The organism is Paenarthrobacter sp. NPDC057355, from assembly GCF_042667405.1.
Classification (GTDB): Bacteria; Actinomycetota; Actinomycetes; order Actinomycetales; family Micrococcaceae; genus Arthrobacter.
Genome location: NZ_JBHVAL010000001.1, coordinates 716,047 through 731,336, shown reverse-complemented (window position 1 = coordinate 731,336; position 15,290 = coordinate 716,047). Strand labels below are relative to the sequence as shown.

The following is a 15,290-nucleotide window of genomic DNA, read 5'->3' as shown; positions in this document are numbered from 1 at the left end:
GGCCCGGTTAATGCAACAGGGCCCGCTACGGATTCCCATTCTGTCTATCACAGGTGGCAGACAGTACGTGGTTTGTTCCGTGCGGGCCCTGCGCCGGTTACGGCAGCAGCTTAGGCGGCGAGGCGGCTCTCCACCTCGGAAGCTGAGGGGTTGGTGGCAGCCGTGCCATCCGGGAAGAGCACGGTGGGGACGGTGCGGTTGCCTCCGTTGAGCTGCTCGACGAGTTCGGCCGTGCCATCCACTTCTTCGATGTTGATCTCGGTGTAGCCGATGCCCTTGGCATCGAGCTGCTTCTTCAGGCGGTTGCAGTAACCGCACCAGGTGGTCGAGAACATGGTGATGGTGCCGGAGTCGGGAGTGAAGTCCACGGAGCTCTCCTCAATTGTGGTTGTTTGCACGGGGTAATTCGTTCCTAACAACGGTAACCCGGCGCAGAATAATTCCCGGTTGGCTGCGGATCTGCGTTACGTCACACGGCTGCGCTGGTGTGATTTCGGGGGAAAGGGCAGACTGTTGGCATGTGTGGACGTTACGTGATGGCCCGTGCCGTGGGAGATTTGCTCGCCGACTTCGACGCTGAGCTTGAGAACGAGATTGCCTTGGAGAAGTCGTGGAACGTTGCCCCGACGGACGCGGTCCCGATCGTCCTTGAGCGGTTGGTCGAGGAAAACGTCAAGAGGCAGCTGCACGTGGCCAAGTGGGGTTTGGTGCCGTCTTGGGCCAAGGATCCCACGGGTGGTGCCCGCTTGATCAACGCGCGCAGTGAAACCCTTCTGGAGAAGCCCTCCTTCAGGAAGGCTGCCGTAGCCCGACGATGCGCGGTGCCGGCGGACGGCTATTACGAGTGGAAGAAGGGTGAGGGCAAGAACAAGCAGCCGTACTACGTCCACCCCGTAGATGGGCACGGCCTGGTGTTCGCCGGTTTGTATGAGTGGTGGCGGGACCAGAGCGCGTCCCCGGACGATCCCGCGCGCTGGTTGCTGTCCATGTCCATCCTGACCGCGGATACTCCGACGGCGGATTCTGCACGGACGCGACGCAGTGCTTCGGTGTTCGATGAACTGACATCGCTGCACGACCGCGTCCCCCTGCCCATGAGCACAGAGACGATGGAAGCGTGGCTCGATCCGCGGGAAAAGGACGCCGCAGGCCTTGTGGACCTGGTCCGCTCCCGGGCGCACGATGCTGCTGCCGATTGGACGCTGGACCCGGTGGGGGCCGCCGTCGGAAATGTCCGCAACAATTCACCGGAGCTTATCGAACCGGTGGAGGGCTTGTTCTAAGCGGCAGATGGTTTCCAGGCGTCAGAGGGCTTCATTGACCGGCACGCCGGATTGGAATTCACGGCCGTCTGCTTCGCTGAACGCGGTCATCACATGGCCTTTGCTGAGTCCATGGATGGCGGACATGGGAAAGTTCCCCGTGATGACGTTGCCGGAGTGTTCCACACCTTTGATGTCGTAGTTTTCCTCAGCGCTGAGGGAGTGGTTGAAGGAGTAGAACGAGATCGCCTCGCCGTTCATGAACTCGATGCCGAGCCTTCTCTGCGAGGAGTAATCTTCACTGGCAGCAACAAGGCCCACGACGTAAGCGCCGGAGCCTGGAATGTTGCCGTCAATTTCGAACCTCGCCACCAGGTTGTCATCAGCGGCTGAGATGTTGACCTGCTTCAGGAATGCCTCATTGGTACTCATGGCACAATCCTGCTCTGCGGACCCGCCGCCGTCCACCCCTGCGGGGGATCCTTCATTCAAGCCTCCAGCAGACGCTGGATGTTTTCCGCCACTCTTTCCGTGCTGATGTCCTGCCCTTTGCGGGCGGTCAGCAGGTGCAGGACCAGGCCGTCGCTGTAATCGGACACCGCTTCTGCGCGTGCCCGCGGTTCGGTGAGGCCCATGGCTTCGAGCAGTTGTGCCAACGCCGATACCAGCCGTTCGTGCCCGGCAGCCACCACTTCGGGCATATCGAGTGCGAAAACAAAGCGTGCCCTCGTTAGCTCGGCGTTTTCCTGCGCGAGTCCCATGACCGCTCCGGCGAGCTGCTGTGCCACTGCCGTGGTCGACGTCGGGCGTTCCGGGGTGCCTTGTTGCAGCAGGAGGCTGTCCAGCTCTTCAACGCGGTCGACGGCGGCCCCCACCAGCGCGGCCCGGTTACGGAAGTAGTTCGAGGTTGTTCCGACGGCGACACCGGCCTGGGCGTCGACGGCACGGTGGGTGAGGCCTTTAAGGCCCTGGGCGGCGACAACGGCGAGCGCGGCATCGGCTAACTGGGTTCGTCGGTGGGGCATGGCAAAAGTCTAGCTTCAACCTCTATGCCTACTACAAATGTAGTAGTAGAGTTTGGGCATGAAAAAGGTGGACATTATCGGCGGGGGCATAGCCGGCCTGGCGCTCGCAGCACGGCTCGACCCGGGTACCTTCGACGTCACGGTGTACGAGCAGAGGCCCGAACTGCCCGCCGTGGGAACAACACTGGCAATGTGGCATGAGGCCCAACGCGCTCTGTCCGAAATCGGGATCCTTGGAGCTGTTCGACGCCGGGGATCAATCATCACCGCCGGAGCCCTGCGTGACCCTGCGGGTGCAGCCCTGCTGGCCATCGAAGGGGAAGGCTTGGTCGGCATAGCCCGGCCCGAACTGCTGAAGCTGCTCGATTCCGCGGTGCCAGCCTCCGTGGAACGTGTATACCGAAGAGCCGATGGGATTGCCGATAATGCCTGGCTGACAGTAGGCGCGGACGGGGTAAACAGTGTTGTCCGGCGAAACCGCTGGGGCCGACGGAGCGCGGCCAGGCCCACCCCTTTCCTGGCTGTCAGGGGAGTCGTTCCCGGCACCCCCGCCCCTGGGGATGTTGGCGAATACTGGGGCAAGGGAGAGATCTTTGGGCTGGCCCCGGCTGCAGGGGGAACCAACTGGTACGCCTCCTTCCGCTCTGATCTGGGACCGGAGAAGGTGGACGTCCTGGAGGCGCTGGAGGTTACCCGGGACAGATACGGCAAATACTCGGAAGCTGTGAGGGATGTTCTTCGCCAAGCGACCCCTGGAAACTCTTTGGCGCAGCGCATCTGGACGACTCCGCCGTTGGTCCGATATTCACGGGCAAGCGTGGTCCTGGTGGGAGATGCGGGCCACGCCATGACACCGAACCTCGGCCGGGGTGCCTGCGAGGCGCTGATCGACGCAGTCACCTTGGGAAGCCTCCTGAATGAATTGCCCAAGGATGAAGCGCTCGCCGCCTACGACAGGAAACGCGTGTTGCGCACCCAGCAGCTCAGGCTCGCCTCGACCCTCATGGGGAGAGTCGCGCTGGCTGAAGGGATGCAACCGTGGCGTGACGGGCTGCTAAAGCGGGTCGGAAAGCGTGTAGCCAAGGCTTCTGCACGGAGTGGTACTTCGAAGTAGGTTTTTGCCCTGACGGCGGCGTAAGCTTGATTTATTCGAACATACTTTCGAATCAGTCGAACCGGCGTAATGAGGTGTGAAATGGGGCTGTTCAGCGAGTCCGTAGTGGTCATCTGCACGGAAACGGGCCAGCCACAGGAAGTTCAGTGGAAAGGGGCCCGGTACACAGTCGCCAACGAGCCGGTCCGGTGGTTCGAACGCCGCCAATGGTGGGTCGAAGAGAACCGTGCACCCATCGGGGCCGGTGCAGGTCTCGTTGACCACGAGATCTGGCGGGTCCAGCTCCAGCCTCTGCAAGGCGGACCAAATGACGGGCAAGCAATCACCCTTGACCTTGTCCGCCACATAGGCAGCGGCCGCTGGCGGCTCCTACGAATACATGACGCCGCACCAGCCCGCGCAGTGGAACCCGACGAAGCTGCGTGAACCTTTGAGCTTCTCCCATCTGCACGTCTCCACAGCCTTCAGCGCACACTATGGCGTCTCCTGGCCTGACGAACTCGCCCAATCCGCAGCGGCCGACGGAGCCACAGCGCTCGCCTGCACGGACAGGGACGGCCTCTATGGCACCGTCAAACATCTCAAAGCCTGTATGGACGCAGGAATCGATCCCATCGTCGGTGTGGACCTGGCAGTCTTCGACGACGACGGCGACCACCGCACCCAAGTCGCGGGCCGCGTCGTCGTACTGGCCCACGGGCACAACAAAGGGGCCGGTTACCGTGCGCTATGCCGCCTGGTATCCGATGCCCATGCCCGCACCTCGGGCAAAGCCGGGGGAGTAGTCCCCGTTGCAGTAACCCGCGCTGAACTTGCCTCCAGGACCCTTGACCCCAAAACGCTCAAACCCGTACTCACCGTAATGATCGGGCCCGACTCTGATGTCGGACGGGCGATGGGCGGACGCAAATACCTCAGGCCCAGAACCCTCTTCAAGCAATGGATCGACGCCATGCCACCCGGCACCTTGGTTGCCGAGATCGTCTCCCACCTCAGCGCACCGGGGGAACCCCTCAGCACGGCGCATGCCGTTCGCATGCTCAAACTCGCGCTCGAATACAACGTCCCCGCCATTCTCAGCAACGCCGTGCGCTACTGTGCCCAGGACGGGGCAGCAACCGCTGATGTCCTGGACTCGGCACGCACCCTGAAATCCCTCCCCGAACTCTCCACAGCACCCATGCTTCAACCCGCAGGCCACCTTCAACCCGCAGGGCACCTTCAACCCACAGGGCAGGGCTGGCTGAAGAGCCCCCGCCACATGCTCCAACTCGGCAAGGAAATCATGACTGCCGCCGGCCTGGGGCAAGCCGGGCTCAGCAAACTGCTCGCCAACACAGAAGCGCTCGCGGACAAATGCCGCACCGACCCCATCCTGGACATGGGGTGGAAACAACCCGTGGTGCCGGAGGCATCCATCATTGGCATCGACAACGACCCCATGCTGGAACTGGCCCAACGCTGTGAAGCCGGAATCAACAGGCGATTCCCGGGTATCAGCGGTGATGCGGAAAAGCTGGTGCGCTCGCGGCTGGAGCACGAGCTGGGGATCATCGGCAGGCTGGGCTTTGGCTCCTACTTCCTCACTGTGGCTGAGGTTTCGCGGATGATCCTTGATATGGGGGTCAGGGTTGCAGCCCGGGGATCAGGGGCCTCAAGCCTGGTCAATTACCTGATCGACATCAGCCAGGTTGATCCCATCCGCCACGATCTCATTTTTGAACGTTTCCTCTCCGGACGCCGGTCCACCCTGCCTGATATCGACATCGACGTCGAAAGCGCCGAACGGCACAACGTCTACCGGAAGATCTTCGACCGGTTCGGGGCTGAGCGGGTCACGCTTATGAGCATGCAAAACGGCTACAGGGCCCGCGGCGCTGTCAGGGACGCGGGAATGGCGCTGGGAATGGATGAGGGCGAGGTCGGCGATATCGCCAAGCAGCTCTGGAGGTTCTCTGCTCGAAAATTCCGTGAAGCCCTGGTGGAGAAGCCCGAACTCCGCGACTTCGCCGGCCGTGTAGAACGCGGCGGCATGGAAGAGAACCAGCAACTCGATCTCCTGGTGGACCTCACTGAAAGACTCGACCGCTTGCCCCGTCATATCTCCATGCACCCTTGTGGAGTAATTCTGGGGGATGCAACACTCCTTGACCGGACCCCTGTCCAGCCCAGCGGCCTGGGCCTTCCCATGAGCCAGTTCGACAAACATGACATGGATCCCATGGGCATGCTCAAGCTGGATGTCCTGGGCGTGCGAATGCAAAGTGCCATGGCCTTCGCGGTGCGGGAAGTAATCCGGCTCCATCCTTCCAAAGCAGAGGTGGTAGCGGCAGGAAACCACCCAGTGGGACCTGGAGGTACAGGACCTGACTACATCGGCGGGGACGGCCGGATCGAGCTCAACGACGTCCCGTTCGACGACGAGCCAACCTTCGACCTGATTCGAAGCACCCACACCTTGGGGTGCTTCCAGATCGAGTCACCGGGTCAACGGGAGCTCATAGGAAAAATGGCTCCACGCGAATTCAATGACCTCATCATCGATATTTCTTTGTTCCGTCCTGGCCCAATGAAATCGGACATGGTGCGCCCCTTCCTCGAGCACAGGCATGGTTTTGCGCCGGAGGTCTACCCACATCCGGACCTCAAACCCGTGCTGCAGGAAACGCATGGAGTGACAGTTTTCCACGAACAAATCCTCAAGACCTTTGATGTCATGACCGGTTGCGGCTTGGCCAGGGCTGATGAATTCCGCAGGGCTTTGGGCGATGAGCTCCGGGAGCCTGCAGTGGAGAGCTATTTCCGTCGTGAAGCCATCAGGAATTACACGCCTGAGGTAGTGGACAAGGTCTGGGGGACATTGAAGGCTTTCGGAAGCTTTGGCTTCTGCAAAGCCCATGGGGCGGCCTTTGCAGTGCCGACTTACCAATCGGCATGGCTTAAAGCCCATCATCCAGAAGCCTTCCTTGCCGGGCTCTGGGAGCACGATCCCGGGATGTGCCCCAAACGGCTGTTGGTGGCAGAAGCGCGCCGTCTTGGCATTCCCATCCTTCCTTTGGACATCAACCGAAGCCAGGCGGAATACAGGGTGGAGAAAATCCTTGAAGGACCTGATCGCGGAAAGCTTGGAATCCGGCTGAGCCTTTCAGGAATCTACGGTTTCTCGGGAGCCGAACTGAAGAGAGTTGTGGCTGGTCAACCTTTCGATTCCTTGGCCGATTTGCGGACCAGGGCGAGGGTGAGCAAGCCGAACATCAAAAGGCTGGCTCAACTCGGTGCCTTCGATGCCCTTCATAAAGATTCCGGTGGAAAAGCCAACCGGGCTGATCTGGTGCAGCATCTGCAGGCTCTGCAAAGCAGCCCTTCGAAGAAGCCGGGCGATGTCATCGAGGGACAACTGTCGTTTGCGCTGGGGGATGTTGAGCTAAGGAATATTGCCCCGGAACTGCCGCCCACCACCATGGTGGAGAACGTCAGGGCGGAACTTGACCTCATGGCCGTGGACGTCAGTGAACATCTGATGGAGAGCCACCGCCCGCTACTGGAGAAACTCGGAGTGACAACCGCCGACAAACTCCTTGGCTTGCGCAATGGAACAGAAGTACTGGTAGCCGGAGTCCGCATTGCCACCCAGACCCCTCCCATGCGAGGAGGGAGGCGGGTTGTCTTCATCAGCATCGACGACGGCACCGGATGCGTGGATTCGGTTTTCTTCCACGAAGCCCAGGAAGAGTCGGGGCCATTGCTGTTCGGAACACGCCTGTTGTTGATCCGTGGAACCACCAGGCGGACTGGTCCCAAAGGCATCAGCCTCAGCGCGAGCAAAGCCTGGGATCTTGGCAAGCCCGAAACCTTGCCCTATCCGGAAATCCTCCGCAGCGATGAGCAGCCACCTGCCGAATACACGCAGCATGGACCACTTCATGGCATCTCCAGGAACCTTGCCATTACTGGTTTGGGAAGCTGAACGACCCCGGATCCAGGCCCGGCGCGCTGCTTTGGCCGCCTTCGCCGAAGCGGATACGATTGACGGTGGCTGGCTGTGGTCCCCGTATGCCACAAGCTATGAAGCCTTCACTATGAATAGGAGACACCCGTGTCAGATGCCCAACAGATCACCCTCATCGTCGATGGCGAAGAGACAAAGGTGACGGAAGGGACTACCGGCGCGGAACTCTTCTTCGAGCGCCGCGACGTTGTTGTAGCCCGTGTTGACGGTGTGCTCAAGGACCTCGACCAGCCCCTTTCCGACGGTGCAAACGTCGAGGGCGTCACCATCGAATCGCCGGACGGACTCAACGTCCTCCGCCACTCCACGGCCCACGTCATGGCCCAGGCCGTGCAGCAGCTGCGCCCGGACGCCAAGCTTGGCATCGGTCCCTACATCACCGACGGTTTCTACTTCGACTTCGATGTCGCTGAGCCGTTCACCCCGGAAGACCTGCGCCAGCTGGAAAAGATGATGCAGAAGATCATCAACCAGAACCAGAAGTTCGTGCGCCGTGTGGTCACCGAAGAAGAAGCCCGCCAGGCCATGGCCAACGAGCCCTACAAGCTTGAGTTGCTCGGCAAGAAAAACGATGCCGTGGATGCTGCGGAAGGCGTCAACGTGGAGGTGGGCGCCGGCGATATCACTATCTACGACAACGTCGACCGCAAGAGTGGAGACAGCGTTTGGTGCGATCTTTGCCGCGGTCCGCACCTGCCCAACACCAAGATCATCTCCAACGCCTTCGCACTGACCCGTTCGTCCTCCGCCTACTGGCTGGGCAACCAGAACAACCAGCAACTGCAGCGCATCTATGGAACGGCATGGCCCACCAAGGAAGCCCTGAAGGCCTACCAGGAGCGCATCGCCGAAGCCGAACGCCGCGACCACCGCAAGCTCGGCGTCGAGCTGGACCTCTTCTCCTTCCCGGATGAGCTTGGCTCCGGCCTGCCTGTCTTCCACCCCAAGGGCGGCATCATCCGCAAGGAGATGGAGGACTACTCGCGCAAGCGCCACGTGGACGCCGGCTACGAGTTCGTCTACACCCCGCACATCACCAAGGGGCACCTTTACGAGGTCTCCGGCCACCTTGACTGGTACAAGGACGGCATGTTCCCGGCGATGCAGGTGGACGCAGAGCTCAACCCGGACGGCACCGTGCGTAAGCCGGCCCAGGATTACTACCTGAAGCCGATGAACTGCCCCATGCACAACCTGATCTTCCGCTCGCGCGGCCGGTCGTACCGTGAACTTCCGTTGCGCCTTTTCGAATTCGGTTCGGTGTACCGCTACGAGAAGTCCGGCGTCGTGCATGGACTGACCCGTGTACGCGGCATGACACAGGACGATGCCCACATCTACTGCACGCGGGAGCAGATGAAGGACGAGCTCACCACGACGTTGAACTTCGTGCTCGGCCTGCTCAAGGACTACGGTCTGGACGATTTCTACCTGGAGCTCTCCACCAAGAACGAAGAAAAGTTCGTTGGGGACGACGCCACGTGGGAAGAAGCCACGCGGACACTGGCCGAGGTAGCGGAGGCCTCCGGACTCGAGCTCGTGCCGGATCCGGGTGGAGCGGCCTTCTACGGCCCGAAGATCTCGGTGCAGGCTAAGGATGCCCTGGGCCGCACCTGGCAGATGTCCACCATCCAGCTGGACTTCAACCTGCCTGAGCGCTTCGAACTGGAATACCAGGCGGCTGATGGAACGCGCCAGCGCCCTGTCATGATCCACCGTGCCCTCTTCGGTTCGGTTGAACGCTTCATGGGTGTCCTCACTGAGCACTACGCCGGAGCGTTCCCGGCGTGGCTGGCACCGGTCCAGGTGGTGGGCATCCCTGTTGCCGAGGCGTTCAATGACTACATGTTCGACGTCGTGGGGCAGCTGAAGGCTGCAGGTATCCGCGCCGAGGTGGATATTTCCTCGGATCGCTTCCCGAAGAAGATCCGCACTGCCAGCAAGGACAAGATTCCCTTCGTGCTCATTGCCGGAGGTGAGGACGCCGAAGCTGGCGCCGTGTCATTCCGTTTCCGTGACGGCAGCCAAGACAACGGCGTCCCCGTGGAAGAGGCGGTCCGCAGGATCGTTGACGCCGTAAAGAACCGCGAGAGCTGACGGAACGGAAACAGTGACGGTGCAGGAGAACACAGGCGCGGCAGCTGACTTTCCGGGCGACGCAGACGTAACCGATGATTTCGGACTCGCAGGCGTTCCGGATGCGTTTCAGCGCCTGTGGACTCCGCACCGCATGGCGTACATCAAGGGCGGGCAGGAACAGTTCAAGAACAAGGATGACTGCCCGTTCTGTGTAGGCCCCACCCGCTCGGACGAGGAATCCTTGATCGTCCACCGGGGCAGGACCTGCTACGTGGTGCTGAACCTGTTCCCCTACAACCCGGGACATTTGCTGATCTGTCCCTACCGCCATGTGCCGGACTACACGGACATCACAGTGGAAGAGACCGCAGAGTTCGCTGAGCTGACGCAGACCGCCATGAGGGTCCTGCGTAAGGTTTCCAACCCCAGTGGTTTCAACCTCGGAATGAACCAAGGCGTCACCGGTGGGGCAGGCATCGCCGCCCACCTTCACCAGCATGTGGTTCCACGATGGGGTGGAGACGGAAACTTCTTCCCCATCATCGCCCAGACCAAAGCCATCACGCAGACCTTGGACGAGGTCCGCAAGCTCGTGGCTGAAGCCTGGCCGGGGGAGTCGAATGCTCAATAGGCATGCGCGCGGCTTCTTCACCTCACTCTTTACCCCTCTGGCGCGTTGGCTCCTGCGGATCGGTGTGTCACCTGACGCCGTAACGATTGTCGGCACAGTCGGGGTCATGGCGGGCGGCTTGGTGCTTTACCCGCTGGGCCACCTTTGGTGGGGCTCAGTCTTTGTGGCGGTCTTCGCCTTTTCCGATGTGGTCGACGGCATCATGGCCCGGCTCCAGGGCCGCAGCGGAGGTTGGGGAAACTTCCTTGACTCAACATTGGATCGCTTGGCCGATGGTGCCATCTTCGCCGGTCTCACCATCTGGTTTTTCACCGGAGGCCGGGATGCGGCGATCGGAACTGCCGCCGTCGTTTGCTTGGTCCTCGGAATGGTCGTTTCCTATGCAAGGGCCAAAGCGGAATCACTTGGCTACCACGCAAGTGTCGGAATTGCCGAGCGTGCCGAGCGGTTGGCGTCGGTCCTCCTGATAACGGGCCTTACCGGATTGGGGCTTCCCCGCGTGGTGCTTTTCGCGACCCTTGTGCTGCTGGCACTGGCCAGCTTTGCCACGGTCGTCCAAAGAATGGCGACCGTCCGCCGGCAAGCCATGGCCGAAGCCGAGGGAACTGGCATCTGACCAGACTCGGTGGCCGCTGTTTGTGCAGCTGTCCTACCACAAGCCTGTTTGTTGCCCCATATGGCAGTAATGAATGTACTTCCGCCATGCATCCTGCGACTACTATTACTAGTACTTGGTCACCTTGACCTGAAACCCGGTGTGCGCTGAATGTGGTCGTTGGCTGCGCGTGCCTCCGGCAAGAAGGTCGTTTATCTACCCATAGGGGTTTTTGTGTCTACACCAGATGTAAGCAACGAAGCCGGTTCGTCCGCGAACAGCGTCACGGGCAGCAGCCGCGTTAAGCGGGGCATGGCGGAGATGCTCAAGGGCGGCGTCATTATGGACGTCGTTAACGTCGAGCAGGCCCGCATCGCCGAGGACGCCGGTGCCGTGGCTGTCATGGCGCTGGAGCGTGTTCCGGCTGATATCCGCGCCCAGGGTGGCGTGTCCCGCATGTCCGATCCCGACATGATTGATCAGATCATTGCCGCGGTGTCCATCCCGGTGATGGCCAAGGCCCGTATCGGCCACTTCGTCGAGGCCCAGGTCCTGCAGTCCCTCGGTGTGGACTACATCGATGAGTCCGAGGTCCTGACCCCGGCTGACTACATCAACCACATCGACAAGTGGAACTTCACTGTTCCGTTCGTCTGTGGTGCCACCAACCTGGGTGAGGCGCTGCGCCGCATCAACGAGGGTGCTGCGATGATCCGTTCCAAGGGCGAGGCCGGCACGGGAGATGTGTCCAACGCGACCGGTCACATGCGCAAGATCCGCGCCGAGATCGCGAAGCTCTCCTCGCTGCCCGAGGACGAGTTGTATGTCGCGGCGAAGGAGCTGCAGGCCCCGTACGAGCTGGTCAAGGAAGTTGCCGCTACGGGCAAGCTTCCGGTGGTGTTGTTCACCGCTGGTGGCATCGCGACCCCGGCTGATGCTGCGATGATGATGCAGCTCGGCGCCGATGGTGTGTTTGTCGGTTCGGGTATCTTCAAGTCCGGCAACCCCGCAGAGCGCGCCGCCGCCGTCGTGAAGGCCACCACCTTCCACGACGATCCTGACGTGATCGCGAAGGTCTCCCGCGGCCTGGGTGAAGCGATGGTCGGCATCAACGTCGACGAAATCCCTGAGCCCCACCGCCTCGCAGAGCGCGGCTGGTAACAAGCAAAAGCAGTACGACGCCGGGCCGGTCACCTTCCAAGGTGACCGGCCCGGCGTCGTTCTACCCGAGTCCGCGGCGCTTCAGCAGGGGTTCCAGCTGGGCGTCCCGGCCCCGGAAGGCGCGGAAAGACTCCAGCGGGTCCCGGCTGTTGCCCCGTGACAGCAGCTCCGATCGAAACCGGTTGCCGTTCGCGCGGTTCAGCCCGCCGTTTTCCTTGAACCACTCCACGGTGTCAGCGTCCAGTACTTCGCTCCAGATGTAGGAGTAGTAGCCGGCGGCATAACCGGCGCCGGCGAAGATGTGCTGGAAGTAGCCGGTCCGGTAGCGCGGGGGAATCAGGGGGTGGGCGATGGATGCCTGGGCAAGGGCGTTGGCCTCGAAGGCAAGGACGTCCTCAGGTACGTCAGCCTCGGACAAGACGTGCCATGCAAGATCCAGCAACGCGGCGCCCAGATACTCCGTAGTGGCGAAGCCTTCACCCCACAACAACGAGTCGTTGAGCTTGTCCACGACGTTTTGGGGAAGGGCCTCACCTGTGATGTGGTGTCGTGCGTAGTTGGCCAGTACTTCCGGCCACATGATCCACATCTCGTTGACCTGTGAAGGGTACTCCACGAAATCGCGGGGCACCGATGTGCCGGAGAACCGCGGGTACGTGACCTGTGAAAACAGGCCGTGCAGGGCGTGGCCGAATTCATGGAACACGGTCCGGACTTCGTCCAGGGACAGGAGCGCGGGCTCGCCGGGAGCAGGCTTGGTGATGTTGAGGTTGTTGATCACTGCCGGTCGGGTGCCAAGCAGGGTGGATTGCTCCACGAGGGAGTTCATCCACGCCCCGCCGCGCTTGGTCTCCCTGGTGTAGTAGTCACCAAGGAAGAGGCCCAATCCCTTCCCGTCTTCGTCGCGGACTTCCCACACCCGGACGTCGGGATGGTAACCGTCCAGGTCCGTACGTTCATCGAACGTGATTCCGTAGAGCTGGGTCGCGGCATGGAAGACACCGTCATGGAGCACTGTCTCCAAGGAAAAGTAGGGACGCAGGGCTTGTTCGTCCACCTCGAACTTATCCTTGCGCACCCTGGCCGAATAGTACGGCCAATCCCAAGGATCCAGTTCCCTGCCCGCTGCCTCGGCCAGCGCCTTGGCCTCGGCCTCGGCGTTACGCACGGCGGCAGGTGCCAACCGGCGCAACATGGCCTGAACATCGCCAAATCCCGGGGCCGTCTGCTGATCCACCACGAGCTCGGCAAAATTGGCAAAGCCCAGCAACGTTGCTTTCTCTGCCCGCAGGCGGACAGTGGCCAACACCAGTTCACGGACGTCCAGCGGCCCGCCAGCCGTGCCCCGCGCAAGCGAGGCTTCATATAAACGACGGCGGATGGCCGGCTTTTCGAGGGAGGCGAGGGCAGGCTGGTTACTCGGTTGAATCAGCGTGAGCAGGTACTTTCCGCCATGGCCTGCGGAGTTGGCCGCTTCGGCGGCGCCTGCGATGTCCTCCTCCGGCAGCCCGGCGAGGTCTCCGACGTCGTCAAGAAGCAGGGCTGAGGATTTCATCGCCTCTTTGACCCGCTGGCCAAAGTCGGTTCCCAGCCGTGAGAGCTCCGCGTTGACTTGCCGCAGGCGGTCCTGCCCGGCGTCATCGAGCTGGATGCCGGACTGGCGGAACTCCTTGAGGTATTCCTCCACCAGGCGGGTTGATTCGGTATCGAGGCCCGCCACGTCGATGGCTGAGAAGCGTTCATAAAGGCCCCGGTTCATGTACACGGCATCCTGGTGGGCCGCGAACTTGGGGGAGAGTTCCGTCTCCAGCGCTCTGATGGCTTCATCGGCATCGGCGGAGACCAATGTAAAGAAGGCTGCCGCCGTCCTCTTCAGGAGAGATCCCGACCGCTCCATTGCTACTGCCGTGTTCTCGAACGTAACAGGGGCCGGGTTGGCTACGATGACGTCAATCTCTTCCAAATGCGCTGCCAGTCCGGCGTTTACTGCCTCGGCGTAGTGGGCAGGGAAAATGTCGGCGAACGGCGGGAGTCCGTACGGCAGCGGGCTGGGGCTAAGCAGGGGATTGGTCATGAAGTGACTCTTTCACGTAGAAATCGTGTCCTCAAGGACGGCGCGCCTGGTTCCGCGGGTGTTCACCGTAGGATGAACAGCATGGGGAACATCACATTTGCTGCCGGATGGCGACGACGGCAACTGGCAGTGCTGCCAGCCCTGTCCGTAGTCCTGGCCATGACCGTGGGCGCCTGCGGGGTCATCGCAGAGAACAACGATCCCACACCAAGCAGCGATCCATCGCAACCGGCAGTTGAGTCACCTTCAGCAACACGCACCCCCGCACCTAACCCGACCCCCGGCAAGGGACCGGCCTGTCCGGAACTGCGTTGCACCACGGTTACCGTGACTGGCGACATGCTGGTCCACACCCAGTTGTGGCAGCAGGCAAGGGCCGACGCCGCTGCGGCGGGCCAGCCCGGCTATACCTTTGTGCCGCTTCTCGAAGGGCAGAGGCGCTACATCAGGAACAGTGACCTGGGTATCTGCCATCAGGAAACCCCGGTGGCTACGCCAGAGGGGCCCTTCTCGGCCTATCCGTCGTTCAATGTTCCTCCACAAATTATCGCCGCTTCCAAGGACATCGGATACCAGGCCTGCACTACGGCCAGCAACCACACCATTGACCGCGGGACCGAGGGGCTGCTCAGAACCCTGGATGCCCTGGACGCCGCCGGCTTGAAGCACACTGGCTCCTACCGGACGGAAGCAGCATCCAAGGAAATTCTGATGCTGCAAACGGACGCTGCCAAAGTAGCAGTCATCGAAGGAACCTACGGGCATAATGGCCAGATCCCGGAGTACCCGTGGCTGGTTGATGAACTGGACCCCGCTACCATGATCGCCAAGGCGACCCAAGCCAGGTCACTCGGTGCGGACATCGTCCTGGGAGTGATGCACGCAGGTGACGAATACGCCAGTGAACCCAATGCCCAGCAGCAGGAGGTCGCCCATGCACTCGTGGACAGTGGCCAGTTCACCATGATTTATGGGCACCACACCCACTCTGTGCTCCCCATTGAGAACTACAAGGGCACGTGGATCGTCTATGGACTGGGTAACGGCATCACTGAGTTGTCACCTTGGTACGTCGTCAACAATGAAGGTCTGTTGGTCAGGGCGCAGTTCAGCCAAAATGCTGCCGGAACCTGGGTCGCCTCGGACCTGGCATGGGCACCCTCGGTGATTGTCCGTGACCCTTATCGGTGGTGTTCAGTCGCGAGCGATGCCCCGCAAGGCGTGTGTGCCACGCCCGCGGCCGACGCCGAAACGCACCAAAGAACCAAAACCGTGGTTGAGTCCATGGGAGCCGCGACGGCCGGTGCCCATGAACTGCTGGTCACCAAGGAAAAGTAAAC

At 61.5% G+C, this 15,290-nt stretch carries 13 protein-coding genes; 9 read left to right on the top strand and 4 right to left on the bottom strand.

What is annotated here, in order from left to right:
• Positions 1-110: 110 nt before the first annotated feature.
• Positions 111-368, bottom strand: a complete 258-nt coding sequence (locus ACFUOZ_RS03340) for a mycoredoxin (RefSeq protein WP_018777778.1) — start codon at positions 366-368, stop codon at positions 111-113.
• 168 nt (positions 369-536) lie between these two features.
• Here ACFUOZ_RS03340 and ACFUOZ_RS03335 point away from each other — a divergent pair, with 168 nt between their 5' ends.
• The gene (locus ACFUOZ_RS03335) at positions 537-1,283 is read left to right on the top strand and encodes an SOS response-associated peptidase (RefSeq protein ID WP_377544972.1); all 747 of its coding nucleotides are present in this window, start codon (positions 537-539) and stop codon (positions 1,281-1,283) included.
• Between the two features lie 21 nt (positions 1,284-1,304).
• Here the strand turns inward: ACFUOZ_RS03335 and ACFUOZ_RS03330 are convergent, their stop codons facing one another.
• Both ACFUOZ_RS03330 and ACFUOZ_RS03325 read right to left on the bottom strand, forming a co-directional pair.
• Positions 1,305-1,694 (bottom strand): hypothetical protein, encoded by a 390-nt coding sequence (locus ACFUOZ_RS03330; protein WP_144658970.1) that lies wholly within the window; start codon positions 1,692-1,694, stop codon positions 1,305-1,307.
• Between the two features lie 56 nt (positions 1,695-1,750).
• On the bottom strand, positions 1,751-2,287 hold the full coding sequence (locus ACFUOZ_RS03325) for a TetR/AcrR family transcriptional regulator (protein ID WP_377544752.1): 537 nt from the start codon (positions 2,285-2,287) through the stop codon (positions 1,751-1,753).
• A 52-nt stretch (positions 2,288-2,339) separates the two neighbouring features.
• Between ACFUOZ_RS03325 and ACFUOZ_RS03320 the strand changes: the two genes are divergently transcribed.
• The 7 genes from ACFUOZ_RS03320 to pdxS all read left to right on the top strand — a co-directional run bounded on the left by ACFUOZ_RS03320 (position 2,340) and on the right by pdxS (position 11,876).
• A complete protein-coding gene (locus tag ACFUOZ_RS03320; protein ID WP_377544750.1) occupies positions 2,340-3,401 on the top strand; it encodes an FAD-dependent monooxygenase in 1,062 nt (353 codons plus the stop codon).
• Between the two features lie 81 nt (positions 3,402-3,482).
• Positions 3,483-3,827, top strand: a complete 345-nt coding sequence (locus ACFUOZ_RS03315; RefSeq protein ID WP_377544747.1) for a DUF6504 family protein — start codon at positions 3,483-3,485, stop codon at positions 3,825-3,827.
• Between the two features lie 4 nt (positions 3,828-3,831).
• Positions 3,832-7,368, top strand: a complete 3,537-nt coding sequence (locus ACFUOZ_RS03310; protein ID WP_377544970.1) for a DNA polymerase III subunit alpha — start codon at positions 3,832-3,834, stop codon at positions 7,366-7,368.
• Between the two features lie 129 nt (positions 7,369-7,497).
• Positions 7,498-9,507, top strand: coding sequence for a threonine--tRNA ligase (thrS, locus tag ACFUOZ_RS03305; protein WP_377544745.1), 2,010 nt, complete (start codon positions 7,498-7,500; stop codon positions 9,505-9,507).
• 19 nt (positions 9,508-9,526) lie between these two features.
• On the top strand, positions 9,527-10,120 hold the full coding sequence (locus ACFUOZ_RS03300) for an HIT family protein (protein WP_377544743.1): 594 nt from the start codon (positions 9,527-9,529) through the stop codon (positions 10,118-10,120).
• Positions 10,110-10,736: a phosphatidylinositol phosphate synthase gene (gene pgsA, locus ACFUOZ_RS03295; protein WP_377544741.1), complete on the top strand. Its 627-nt coding sequence runs from the start codon at positions 10,110-10,112 to the stop codon at positions 10,734-10,736. Before ACFUOZ_RS03300 ends, pgsA begins: the two co-directional genes overlap by 11 nt.
• 213 nt (positions 10,737-10,949) lie before the next feature.
• On the top strand, positions 10,950-11,876 hold the full coding sequence (gene pdxS / locus ACFUOZ_RS03290) for a pyridoxal 5'-phosphate synthase lyase subunit PdxS (RefSeq protein WP_377544738.1): 927 nt from the start codon (positions 10,950-10,952) through the stop codon (positions 11,874-11,876).
• A gap of 61 nt (positions 11,877-11,937) precedes the next feature.
• Here pdxS and ACFUOZ_RS03285 read toward each other — a convergent pair whose 3' ends face one another.
• Positions 11,938-13,950 (bottom strand): M3 family metallopeptidase, encoded by a 2,013-nt coding sequence (locus tag ACFUOZ_RS03285; protein ID WP_377544735.1) that lies wholly within the window; start codon positions 13,948-13,950, stop codon positions 11,938-11,940.
• 72 nt (positions 13,951-14,022) lie between these two features.
• On the opposite strand from ACFUOZ_RS03285, the gene ACFUOZ_RS03280 reads away from it, so the two are divergent.
• A complete protein-coding gene (locus ACFUOZ_RS03280) occupies positions 14,023-15,288 on the top strand; it encodes a CapA family protein (RefSeq protein ID WP_377544732.1) in 1,266 nt (421 codons plus the stop codon).
• Positions 15,289-15,290: the final 2 nt, after the last annotated feature.